Source organism: Haemophilus sp. HMSC071C11 (genome assembly GCF_001837655.1).
In the GTDB taxonomy this organism is placed as follows: domain Bacteria; phylum Pseudomonadota; class Gammaproteobacteria; order Enterobacterales; family Pasteurellaceae; genus Haemophilus; species Haemophilus influenzae.
In genome coordinates, this window is record NZ_KV833400.1 from 38,138 (window position 1) to 50,400 (window position 12,263).

At 37.7% G+C, this 12,263-nt stretch carries 9 protein-coding genes; 6 read left to right on the forward strand and 3 right to left on the reverse strand.

Annotated elements, in window-relative coordinates; all coding sequences use genetic code 11:
- Positions 1-52 precede the first annotated feature (52 nt).
- From secA to tsf, 6 genes are all read left to right on the forward strand, one after another.
- Positions 53-2,758: a preprotein translocase subunit SecA gene (gene secA / locus HMPREF2644_RS01395; protein ID WP_038440303.1), complete on the forward strand. Its 2,706-nt coding sequence runs from the start codon at positions 53-55 to the stop codon at positions 2,756-2,758.
- 64 nt (positions 2,759-2,822) lie between these two features.
- Entirely contained in the window at positions 2,823-3,233 is a 411-nt protein-coding gene (gene mutT, locus HMPREF2644_RS01400) for an 8-oxo-dGTP diphosphatase MutT (protein ID WP_013526207.1), read from the forward strand.
- A gap of 108 nt (positions 3,234-3,341) precedes the next feature.
- Positions 3,342-5,198 carry a monovalent cation:proton antiporter-2 (CPA2) family protein gene (locus tag HMPREF2644_RS01405; protein WP_070828172.1) on the forward strand — a complete coding sequence of 619 codons (1,857 nt, stop codon included), beginning with the start codon at positions 3,342-3,344 and terminating at the stop codon, positions 5,196-5,198.
- Positions 5,199-5,317: 119 nt separating this feature from the next.
- A complete protein-coding gene (locus tag HMPREF2644_RS01410; RefSeq protein WP_070828173.1) occupies positions 5,318-6,082 on the forward strand; it encodes a class I SAM-dependent methyltransferase in 765 nt (254 codons plus the stop codon).
- 177 nt (positions 6,083-6,259) lie between these two features.
- Positions 6,260-6,982 carry a 30S ribosomal protein S2 gene (gene rpsB / locus HMPREF2644_RS01415; RefSeq protein WP_005645552.1) on the forward strand — a complete coding sequence of 241 codons (723 nt, stop codon included), beginning with the start codon at positions 6,260-6,262 and terminating at the stop codon, positions 6,980-6,982.
- Positions 6,983-7,115: 133 nt separating this feature from the next.
- Entirely contained in the window at positions 7,116-7,967 is an 852-nt protein-coding gene (tsf, locus tag HMPREF2644_RS01420) for a translation elongation factor Ts (protein ID WP_070828174.1), read from the forward strand.
- Positions 7,968-8,135: 168 nt separating this feature from the next.
- Here tsf and lpxD read toward each other — a convergent pair whose 3' ends face one another.
- From lpxD to bamA, 3 genes are all read right to left on the reverse strand, one after another.
- Positions 8,136-9,161, reverse strand: coding sequence for a UDP-3-O-(3-hydroxymyristoyl)glucosamine N-acyltransferase (lpxD, locus tag HMPREF2644_RS01425; protein ID WP_070828175.1), 1,026 nt, complete (start codon positions 9,159-9,161; stop codon positions 8,136-8,138).
- Between the two features lie 12 nt (positions 9,162-9,173).
- Positions 9,174-9,767, reverse strand: a complete 594-nt coding sequence (locus HMPREF2644_RS01430; protein WP_005648089.1) for an OmpH/Skp family outer membrane protein — start codon at positions 9,765-9,767, stop codon at positions 9,174-9,176.
- Between the two features lie 110 nt (positions 9,768-9,877).
- Complete coding sequence (bamA, locus tag HMPREF2644_RS01435; protein WP_070828176.1) at positions 9,878-12,259, reverse strand: outer membrane protein assembly factor BamA; 2,382 nt, start codon at positions 12,257-12,259, stop codon at positions 9,878-9,880.
- Between the last annotated feature and the right edge of the window lie 4 nt (positions 12,260-12,263).

The following is a 12,263-nucleotide window of genomic DNA, read 5'->3' on the forward strand; positions in this document are numbered from 1 at the left end:
AGTATTTCATAAGCATTTAACTATTTAACTTATATATTTAAAAAGAGAAATTATGAGCATTTTAACAAGAATTTTTGGTAGTCGTAATGAACGCGTTTTACGTAAATTAAAAAAACAAGTCGTAAAAATTAATAAAATGGAGCCTGCTTTTGAGGCATTAAGTGATGATGAATTAAAAGCAAAAACACAAGAGTTTCGTGATCGTTTAAGTGGTGGCGAAACTTTGCAACAAATTTTACCAGAAGCATTCGCAACGGTACGCGAAGCAAGTAAGCGTGTGCTTGGTATGCGCCATTTTGATGTGCAGCTTATCGGTGGGATGGTATTGACTAACCGCTGTATCGCAGAAATGCGTACTGGTGAAGGTAAAACATTAACGGCGACTCTTCCTTGTTATTTAATCGCTCTTGAAGGTAAAGGCGTTCATGTTGTCACGGTGAATGATTATCTTGCTCGCCGAGATGCAGAAACAAACCGTCCGTTATTTGAATTTTTGGGTATGAGCGTAGGCGTCAATATTCCTGGTTTATCGCCAGAAGAAAAACGTGCAGCTTATGCGGCAGATATTACTTATGCAACCAATAGTGAACTTGGTTTTGATTATTTACGTGACAACTTAGCCCACTCAAAAGAAGAGCGTTTCCAACGTACTTTAGGCTATGCGTTGGTGGATGAAGTGGATTCTATCTTAATCGATGAAGCACGTACGCCATTGATTATTTCTGGCCAGGCAGAAAACAGTTCAGAGCTTTATATTGCGGTAAATAAATTGATCCCAAGTTTAATTAAACAAGAAAAAGAAGATACGGAAGAATATCAAGGAGAGGGCGATTTCACTTTAGATTTGAAATCTAAACAGGCGCATTTAACCGAACGTGGTCAAGAAAAAGTAGAAGATTGGTTAATTACGCAAGGTTTAATGCCTGAGGGGGACTCTTTGTATTCTCCTAGTCGAATTGTATTGCTTCATCACGTTATGGCTGCATTGCGTGCGCACACATTGTTTGAAAAAGATGTCGATTACATTGTGAAGGACGGTGAAATCGTGATTGTTGATGAACACACTGGTCGTACAATGGCGGGGCGTCGTTGGTCAGATGGTTTGCACCAAGCCATTGAGGCAAAAGAAGGGGTGGATATTAAGAGCGAAAACCAAACTGTCGCGTCAATTTCTTACCAAAACTACTTCCGTTTATATGAGCGTCTTGCAGGTATGACGGGGACTGCGGATACTGAAGCGTTTGAGTTCCAACAAATTTACGGCTTGGAAACTGTTGTAATTCCAACAAATCGTCCAATGATTCGTGATGATCGCACTGATGTGATGTTTGAAAATGAACAATATAAATTTAATGCGATTATTGAAGATATTAAAGATTGTGTAGAACGCCAGCAACCAGTATTAGTGGGGACGATTTCAGTCGAAAAATCAGAAGAATTATCTAAAGCGTTAGATAAAGCGGGCATCAAACACAATGTGTTGAATGCGAAATTCCACCAACAAGAAGCTGAAATCGTGGCAGAAGCTGGTTATCCTGGTGCGGTGACTATCGCAACGAATATGGCTGGGCGAGGTACGGATATTATTCTTGGTGGTAACTGGAAAGCGCAGGCTGCTAAATTAGAAAATCCAACTCAAGAACAAATTGAAGCCCTTAAAGCAGAGTGGGAGAAAAACCACGAAATTGTAATGAAAGCAGGTGGGTTGCATATTATCGGTACAGAGCGTCACGAATCTCGCCGTATTGATAACCAGTTACGTGGCCGTTCAGGTCGTCAAGGTGACCCCGGTTCTTCTCGTTTCTATCTTTCTTTAGAAGATGGTTTAATGCGCATTTATTTGAATGAGGGTAAGCTCAATTTAATGCGTAAAGCGTTTACTGTACCGGGCGAGGCAATGGAATCGAAAATGTTGGCGAAAGTGATTGCATCCGCTCAAGCAAAAGTTGAAGCTTTCCATTTCGATGGTCGTAAAAACCTACTTGAATATGATGATGTGGCAAATGACCAACGTCATGCCATTTATGAGCAACGCAATTATTTGCTTGATAATGATGATATTTCTGAAACCATCAATGCCATTCGCCACGATGTGTTTAATGGTGTGATTGATCAATATATTCCACCGCAATCTTTGGAAGAACAATGGGATATTAAAGGGCTTGAAGAACGTTTAGCCCAAGAGTTTGGTATGGAATTACCGATTTCTAATTGGTTAGAAGAAGATAATAATCTTCACGAAGAAAGTTTGCGCGAACGCATTGTGGAAATTGCAGAAAAGGAATACAAAGAAAAAGAGGTTTTGGCTGGCGAAGACGCTATGCGCCACTTTGAAAAAGGTGTTATGTTACAAACCTTAGATGAACTTTGGAAAGAACATTTAGCTTCGATGGATTATTTACGCCAAGGTATTCATTTACGTGGCTATGCGCAAAAAGATCCAAAACAAGAGTATAAAAAAGAATCTTTCCGTATGTTTACGGAAATGCTAGATTCCTTAAAACACCACGTTATCACGACTTTAACCCGTGTACGTGTGCGTACTCAAGAAGAAATGGAAGAAGCTGAACGTGCTCGTCAAGAAATGGCTGCTCGTATCAATCAAAATAATTTACCTGTGGATGAAAATAGTCAGACAACTCAAAATTCAGAGACTGAAGATTATTCAGATCGTCGCATTGGACGCAACGAGCCTTGTCCTTGTGGGTCGGGTAAAAAATATAAGCATTGTCACGGCAGTCGTGTGGCACGCCACTAATGAACAATCAAAGTGCGGTGATTTTTCACCGCACTTTTTTCATACCTCTACATTGGATAGAAAAATGGATAAAAAAATTATACAAGTTGCTGCGGGGATTATTCGTAATGAATTTGGTCAGATCTATTTAACGCAGCGTTTAGAAGGACAGGATTTTGCCCAATCTTTAGAATTCCCTGGTGGAAAAGTAGATGCGGGAGAGACCCCAGAACAGGCTTTAAAACGTGAACTGGAAGAGGAAATAGGCATCGTTGCATTAAATGCTGAACTTTATGAACGTTTTCAATTTGAATATCCAACAAAGATTATTTCTTTTTTCTTTTATCTGGTAGATGAATGGATTGGCGAACCTTTTGGGCGAGAGGGGCAAGAAGGTTTTTGGATCGAACAACGCGAACTAGATGCAGGACAGTTTCCACCTGCGAATGCAAAATTAATTCATCGGTTACTAAATGAAACTCACAATTTCATATAAAATGAATGTAGTTTAAAGTTATATTAAAAGATGTAGTATGATTTATCACATATAACTTTTTAATATACTAGCCAAAATATTTGTATTTTTTGCATTATGGGAGCCATTATGTCTCAACTTGCCAATCCAGAACTGATTAAAGTCGTTATTTTACTCGCATCTAGTGTAACAATTGTGCCGTTATTTAAAAGACTCGGGTTGGGTAGCGTGCTAGGTTATTTAGTCGCAGGTTGTTTGATCGGCCCATCTGTTTTTGGCATAGTGCAAGATCCAACAGCAGTGGTACATTTAGCGGAATTAGGTGTGGTAATGTTTCTTTTTATTATCGGGCTTGAAATGTATCCAGAACGCCTTTGGGCAATGCGTAAAGCTATTTTCGGCAGAGGTTTGTTACAAGTTGGATTATGTGGTTGCTTACTCACTTTTTCGGGTATTTATTTATTAGGATTAACAAAAGAAGTTGCATTTATTGCTGGTATGGGTTTCACGCTTTCCTCTACTGCTATTGTAATGCAATCACTAGAAGAAAGGGGGCTTACTTCTACGTCAAAAGGACAACGTGTAATTTCGACATTAATTTTTGAAGATATTGCTATCGTACCACTTTTGGCGTCTGTCGCTTTTCTTGCCTCTCATTCGAAAGAAGCTACACCACACACTAATTGGGTATCAATTGGCATAGCATTAAGTGCTGTTGTGGGGCTAATTGTGGCTGGAAAATGGTTAATGAACCCACTATTTCGTTTAATTTCTAAGGCACGTATTCGTGAAATGATGACAGCGGGCGCATTATTGGTCGTTTTAGGTGCCGCATTAGCAATGGAAATTGGCGGGCTTTCAATGGCAATGGGTGCGTTTGTTGCTGGTGTGATGATGTCTGAATCAGCTTTTCGCCATCAGCTTGAAGCGGATATAGAACCATTTCGCGGTTTATTACTTGGATTATTTTTTATGGGCGTAGGAATGTCCTTAGATTTGCATTTAGTGTTTAATCATTGGATCTTGCTACTTGGAATTGTTTTTCTTTATATATTGGGTAAAGCTAGTGCTGTTTATATTATTGCCCGAATTACCCGTCTTGATCATCGAGAATCCATAGGGCGAATGTCTTTGATGGCACACGGTGGCGAATTTGCCTTTGTGCTTTTTTCAGCCGCAGCGACCGCGGAAGTAATCAGTAATGAAGAACAAGCGACATTCACTGCTGCAGTGATTATTTCGATGCTTTTTTCGCCTATTATCGCTCAAATTGCTCGCAAACTTATACAGCGTACAGAGCCTAAACATCTTGATCAACTTGATGAAAATGATCTAGACACCATCGTGGATTTGGAAGATAACGTTTTAGTTATTGGTTTTGGACGTTTTAGTCAAATTGTCTGCCAAACATTATTAATTCGTGGAATTAGCGTTTCTGTGATCGATCGCAATATCGAAAATATCCGTGCTGCCGCAAAGTTTGGTTTTAAGGTTTATTATGGCGATGGCATTCGATTAGATGTTTTACGAGCAGCAGGAATTGAAAAAGCGAAATGTGTCGTATTAGGCATTAACGATACACAAAGAATTGAACATATTGTTAGTCAAATGAAAGAGGCTTATCCAAATTTACCGATTTTAACCCGAACTTATGATAGAAAAACAACGGTTAGTTTGATTAAGCAAGATGTAGATTTTATTGTGCGTGAAACTTTTGAATCAGCAATTACACTTAGTCGAGCAACCTTGATGAAATTAGGTATTGATAAAATTGAAGCGGAAGAAATTATTAAGGAAGTACGAACATTGGATCAAGAACGGTTAAATGAAGAAGTTTTACACGGTTTTTCGAATGAAATAGTAAAAAAATATTGGACACCAAGACCATTTATTAAACCGCATCTTGATACAAAAGCATTAAATAAAGAAACAGAAGAAATTCTAAGTGAGAAAATTGAAGAAGAAATATCAAATGATCATTCATAAAATTATTTTTTATCTTTAGTGATATTTTTTATCTATAAAAATATTAAATTTTAACTTCTCGTTTAAGTATTTACTTTTGAGTGATTTAAATCACGTAAATTTTTATTTTAAGGTAATAAATGAATAATAAAATTAGTGTTTATGATAAAGATAATTTCTTTGAGCTTTATCAGAAACTCCGTGCAAATCCAATTAGCCTCAATGAAATTATCGAAAAGCCCACCATGCTTTCATTGTTGCCTAATTTAAAAGGGAAGAAATTACTCGATTTAGGCTGTGGTACGGGAGGGCATTTACAACTTTATTTAGAACGAGAGGCGGCTAAAGTAATTGGAACTGATCTTTCCGAAAAAATGCTCGAACAAGCTGAAAAAGATCTTCAAAAGTGCGGTCAATTTTCAGCGCGTTTTTCCTTATATCACTTACCAATGGAAAAATTAGCTGAGTTACCAGAAAGTCATTTCGATGTGATTACTAGCTCTTTTGCCTTTCATTATATTGAAAATTTTCCGACATTATTATCAACGATCCATGACAAACTCTCGTCTAATGGCACATTAATTTTCTCACAAGAACATCCGATAACTACCTGCCATAAAGAGGGAGAACGCTGGGAAAAAAATGATAAAAAACAGCAAGTCGCTTATCGTTTAAATCATTATCGAGAAGAGGGGAAACGCAATAGAAATTGGTTCAAACAACCTTTTCAAACCTATCATCGAACAACAGCAACAATTATCAATAATTTAATTCATGCAAGGTTTCAAATCGAGCAAATGGAAGAACCCATGCTTGCTGACCAACCGCAATGGCATAATGAATTTAAAGATTTGTCACATCGACCACCATTGTTATTTATCAAAGCAAGAAAAGTGGAGAAATAAACAAAATAAACTGGTTTTTAACCGCACTTTATGGTATAAATCGCCCCGCTGTTTTTGCCTTTCAAAAGCAGTTTTTTAATTACTAACAACACACACATATTAACAAGGCTTAATCGGGGTGCCAAACGGTCGATTAGCTGATATGTGGAGGCTCAACCCCAACAAAAGGAAAATATTATGGCACAAGTTTCAATGCGCGACATGATCAACGCAGGCGTACACTTCGGACACCAAACTCGTTACTGGAACCCACAAATGAAACCTTTCATTTTTGGTGCTCGTAACGGTGTTCACATCATCAATCTTGAAAAAACTTTACCTTTATTCAACGAAGCTTTAGCGGAATTAACTCGCATTGCTAGCAACAACGGTAAAGTATTATTCGTTGGTACAAAACGTGCAGCGTCTGAAGCAGTTCAAGCAGCAGCATTAGATTGTCAGCAATATTACGTAAACCACCGTTGGTTAGGTGGTATGTTGACTAACTGGAAAACCGTTCGTCAATCAATTAAACGTTTAAAAGATTTAGAAACCCAATCTCAAGACGGTACTTTTGATAAATTAACCAAAAAAGAAGCGTTAATGCGTAGCCGTGAGATGGAAAAACTTGAATTAAGCCTTGGCGGTATCAAAGATATGGGTGGCTTACCAGATGCATTATTCGTTATTGGTGCGGACCACGAACATATCGCAGTTAAAGAAGCAAACAACCTAGGTATTCCTGTATTTGCTATCGTTGATACTAACTCAACACCAGCTGGCGTAGATTTCGTTATCCCTGGTAACGATGATGCGACTCGTGCTATCCAACTTTACGTTTCTGCAGCTGCAGCAGCGGTTAAAGAAGGTCGTGGTAACGAAGCTCAAGTTGCTGAAGAATTAGCAGCTGACGCAGAATAATTTAAGTTTTGCAATAAGGCGAAGCCCTTAATAATCAAGCGATTAATTGGCATAGGGGCTAAAATTTAGCCCCTATATTTTTATCTAAAAGTGCGGTCAAAATAAACCGCATTTTCGACAGAGGATTTTAAAAATGGCTGAAATCACAGCATCATTAGTAAAAGAACTTCGTGACCGTACTGGCGCAGGTATGATGGAATGTAAAAAAGCATTAGTTGAAGCAAACGGTGATATTGAGTTAGCAATCGACAATATGCGTAAATCTGGTCAAGCTAAAGCAGCTAAAAAAGCAGGCCGTGTTGCAGCTGAAGGTGTTATCCTTGCTCGTGTAGAAAATGGTTTCGGTGTATTAGTTGAAATGAACTGTGAAACTGACTTCGTAGCAAAAGATGCAGGTTTCTTAGGTTTAGCAAACGAAGTAGCTGATTTCGCAGCAGCAAAAAAAGGTACCACTATCGAAGCATTACAAGCGCAATTTGAAGAAAAACGTGCGGCATTAGTGGCTAAAATCGGTGAGAATATGAACATCCGTCGTGTTGCTTACTTAGATGGTCAAGTAATTGCTCAATACTTACACGGTGCGAAAATTGGCGTATTAGTTGCGGGCGAAGGTTCTGCAGATGAACTTAAAAAAGTAGCTATGCACGTAGCTGCATCTAAACCAGAATTCGTAAATCCAGAAGATGTATCTGCTGAAGTTGTTGAACACGAACGTCAAATCCAAATCGATATCGCAATCAACTCTGGTAAACCAAAAGAAATCGCAGAGAAAATGGTTGAAGGTCGTATGAAGAAATTCACTGGTGAAGTTTCATTAACAGGTCAAGCATTTGTAATGGATCCTTCTGTATCTGTAGGGGATTTCTTAAAATCGGTAAATACTTCTGTTTCTAACTTCATTCGTTTAGAAGTAGGCGAAGGTATCGAGAAAAAAGAAGAAGATTTTGCTGCTGAAGTAGCGAAAATCACTGGCGGTAACGCATAATTCTTTAAAGATAAGAAATATATGCTTATAAGCCCAACTTAAAGTTGGGCTTATTTATTTTTAAAAGAATTTCAGCTTATTTTTGTTAAGTAAATTTTATACACATAAAATCTGCATCTTAATCAGTTATTAAACTTTTAAAATGCAGATTAAATGATGGGGTATTAATTAAGAAATTTTCTTTTCTAACGCTTTTAAGCGTTTATGTATGCCATCAATGCCTAATGTTAGAGCTGCCGTTTTACGCCACTCTTTATTCGTTTGCAATGGAATACCAGAGGAATATACGCCAGGCTCTGTAATTGGGCGCATAACCATTCCCATTCCAGTAATGGTTACTTTATCACAAATTTCCATATGACCATTAATCACACTTGCACCACCAATTAAGCAATAGCGACCAACAGTTAAGCTACCTGCCATAATAACGCCACCCGCAACCGCTGTACCAGTGCCAATATGAACATTATGCGCAATTTGACAAAGGTTATCGATAATAACGTTATCTTCAATAATCGTGGCATCTAATGCGCCTCTGTCAATACAGGTATTCGCACCAATTTCCACATTATTACCAATTATTACTTGACCAACTTGTGGAATTTTAATCCAACGACCACGATCATTTGCATAACCAAAACCATCACTACCGATAACTGTTCCTGATTGAATTAAGCAATTAGCTCCAATCTCAACGTTATGGTAAACAGTGACATTAGCCCAGAGCTGAGTGCCTGAACCTATCTTGGTATTTTTACCAACAAAGCAATTTGCACCAATGATCACGTTATCACCTAGTACAACACCTTCTTCAATCACTGCGTTCGCACCAATAGATACATTTTCGCCCAATAAAACGTCATCAAAAATGACCGCACTTTTTGCGATTCCTTGTGCCGCTTTTGGCGTGCTATCCATATATTGAGCTAAAATTGCGTAAGCCACATAAGGATCTTTAACAATAAGTAAATTGCTTTCTGGAGAACAGTGTTCAACATCCTCTTCAGAAACAACCAAAATCCCTGCTTTAGAATCTTTCAATAATGCACGAAATTTTATGTTAGAAATAAAAGTGAGTTGATTTGATTGGGCTTTATCGAGAGGCGCGATATTCTCAACAACAACATCGGCGTTACCGCGAACGGTAGCGCCGATTTGAGTTGCCAATTCTTGTAAAGAATAGGATTTTTGCATTATGAGAACCTATTATTTTTTCTCTTGTGCTTTTTCAGAAGCAGGGATAGATTTTAATACTTCTTCAGTAATATCTTTACCCTCTACCGCAAATACAACTGAATTTGCATCAAGCACATAAGTATAACCTTTTGCTTTTGCTAAATTATTTGTCGCAGTTTGAATGCTATCTAATAATTTACCACGTTCTTCAGCTTGACGTTTTTCATTTTGAGCTTGGAATTCTTGAACTTTTTTATCTTGTTCCTGCATTAATTTTTGTAATTCAGCATCTTCAGCCGCACCTAATTTATTAATTTCCTGTTGGCGTTTTTGAATATCAGCTTGACGTAAGCGAGGTGCATCTTTTTCTAAAGCCGCAACTTTTGCTTCTACTTTTTTACGAGCAGCAGCAATTTTATCATCAACTTCTTTTTTGCTTGCTGCTAATTTCTCAGCTACAGGTTTAAATTCAGCATCAAGTTTATCTGCTACCGCTTGGCGATCTGGGTGATGTTGAAAAATATAACCTGCATTAATGAAAGCAATTTTTTCTTCAGCGGAAGCATAGCCTGAAGCAAGTGCAATACCTAAAGCAAGTGCGGTTACTTTTGCGATGTTTTTCATTTGATAAAGATCCTTAATTAAATAGAGGTTTGTTTAATATTTTCTCTGCCCAATTAAATTAGGCAGAGAACGTTGTTTTTGAGTTCTGATGACGAAAAAAGTTCAATTTATTAGAAAGAACCTCCAATACTAAATTGGAACTGTTCGACATCATCATTTTCATATTTTTTAATTGGTTTGGCATAAGAGAATACCAATGGCCCAATAGGAGATTGCCATTGGAATCCGACACCTGTAGAGGCACGAATACGGCTTGATTTGCCATAATCAGGCAATTTTTTTAATACATCGCTCTCTAATCCATTTTTATCTGATTTCCATTTAGTATTCCAAACACTTGCCGCATCAACAAATAAGGAAGTTCGGACTGTATTTTGGCTCTTATCACTCACAAATGGAGTTGGCACAATTAACTCTGCACTAGCTGTAGCTATTGCATTACCACCCACAACATCTGTGTGGTTTTTTGTAAATTTTTTACTACTTAGATCTTGATAAATTGCGTTAGGGCCAATACTACCATAAGCAAAACCACGTAATGAGCCGATGCCACCCGCTGTATAAGTTTGATAGAACGGTAAACGCTTGTTTCCGAAACCATTTGCATATCCTGCAGATGCTTTTGCAGATACAACCCAGAGGTGATCTCTGTCTAATGGGTAGAAACCCTGTACGTCTGCACTTAGTTTGTAGTATTTGTTATCAGAACCTGGAATTGTAACTCGTCCACCAAGACTTGCTTTAACCCCTTTAGTTGGGAAATAGCCTCTATTAAGGCTGTTATAGTTCCAACCAAAAGAAAAATCAAAGTCATTTGTTTTAATGCCATTACCTTTAAATTTCATTGATTGAATATATAAATTACGATTATATTCTAGAGCAAAGTTACTAATTTTATTATAGGTATGACCTAATCCTACATAATAGGAGTTATTTTCATTTACAGGGAAACCTAAAGTAACATTACTTCCATAAGTCGTACGCTTATAGTTAGAGGATGTATCACTTTTAGAGTTATCGTAGTTTTCAAAGAAAACATTTCCACCAAGACTTACACCATCTTTAGTAAAATAGGGCTCGGTATAACCCAAATTGACACTCGTACCATAATCATTTTTCGTACCAGCTATACTTACAGCCGCCCCTGTTCCCAAGAAATTATCTTGTTTAACACTTGCTTGATAACTAATACCACTCTCTGTACCGTAACCAATACCAAAGTTGATACTACCCGTGTTACGTTCTTTGACTTTATATACGACATCCACTTCATCATTATTACCATTGATAGGATCAATTCGGTTTTCGACTGTTTCGAAGAAACCTGTACGATCTAAGCGAATTTTTCCTAACTCAACTAATTGTGAATTATACCAAGTTCCTTCTTGTTGGCGCATTTCCTGACGTAAAGTGCTATCAGCAGAAACGGTATTTCCTTCAAAGCGAAGTTGGCGAACAGTTAAACGTCGTCCAGCATCAACAACAAGGGTTATCGCTAATGTTTTATTTGCATCATCAAAATCAGGTACTGAATTTACCGTTGCGCTACCGTAACCGCGTTCTCCAAGTTTTGCTTTAATTGCATTTTCTACATCTGCAATATCACTACGGCGGAAAGTATCATTTAAATGTAATGCTGAAAGTAAAGGTTCAAGCTCGGCAGACATACCTCCCAGATTACCTATAATGCGTGCACTACGAAGGTCATACTGTAAACCTTCATTTACATCAATGGTTACATTAACTTTTGTTTTTTCATCATTTAGCTGAACATCCGTTTTAGTAATTTGTGCTTTGGCATAGCCATTATTTAAATAATAATCACGAATTGACTGCAAATCTTTCTCGAATTGCGCACCTTCAAATTTATTTCCCCATAATTTCCACCAAGAATCAGGTTGTAATTCCATTTGTTCTTGTAATGTACTGCTACTAACAGATTCGTTCCCCTTGAAAGTTAATGATGCCAATTTTGCTTTATCATCTTCATTGATTTGAATTAAAATTTCAGCGCGATTATTTGGTAGCGTATTGACAATAGGTTCAACGGTTGCGTTATAGCGACCTACACTTGCATAGTGCTCTTTTACACTTTTGGCAAATTCATTTAATTTTTCTCGAATTAAAACATCGCCAACTTTAAACCCGTTAGCATCTAAGTTTTGTTTTAGTGCTTCAGTGGGAATAATAGAATTACCTTTGATTTTAACATCTGAAATGATCGATTTAGCCACAACGCTAACAACAAGCACATCGCCTTCTTGATGCGCTTTCACATCATCGAATCGACCACTTACGAATAAAGAGCGGACAATATTAGCCACATCATTGTCAGTCACACGCTGACCGGCACGAACAGGTAAACTTGCTCGGATTTGTTGTTCTAAGTCACCTTGAACACCATCCACACGAATATCTTTTGCCACAAAAGGTGCGGCAAACACAGTCGTTGTCGTACCGAATAATAAACTTGCGATTAGAAGTTTTTTCATCGAT

Bases quoted from the DNA above. Each gene is read 5' to 3' on its own strand.
- secA (WP_038440303.1), top strand. From the start codon at position 53: ATGAGCATTTTAACAAGAATTTTTGGTAGTCGTAATGAACGCGTTTTA.
- mutT (WP_013526207.1), top strand. From the start codon at position 2,823: ATGGATAAAAAAATTATACAAGTTGCTGCGGGGATTATTCGTAATGAA.
- rpsB (WP_005645552.1), top strand. From the start codon at position 6,260: ATGGCACAAGTTTCAATGCGCGACATGATCAACGCAGGCGTACACTTC.
- tsf (WP_070828174.1), top strand. From the start codon at position 7,116: ATGGCTGAAATCACAGCATCATTAGTAAAAGAACTTCGTGACCGTACT.
- bamA (WP_070828176.1), bottom strand. From the start codon at position 12,259: ATGAAAAAACTTCTAATCGCAAGTTTATTATTCGGTACGACAACGACT.
- lpxD (WP_070828175.1), bottom strand. From the start codon at position 9,161: ATGCAAAAATCCTATTCTTTACAAGAATTGGCAACTCAAATCGGCGCT.
- HMPREF2644_RS01430 (WP_005648089.1), bottom strand. From the start codon at position 9,767: ATGAAAAACATCGCAAAAGTAACCGCACTTGCTTTAGGTATTGCACTT.
- HMPREF2644_RS01410 (WP_070828173.1), top strand. From the start codon at position 5,318: ATGAATAATAAAATTAGTGTTTATGATAAAGATAATTTCTTTGAGCTT.
- HMPREF2644_RS01405 (WP_070828172.1), top strand. From the start codon at position 3,342: ATGTCTCAACTTGCCAATCCAGAACTGATTAAAGTCGTTATTTTACTC.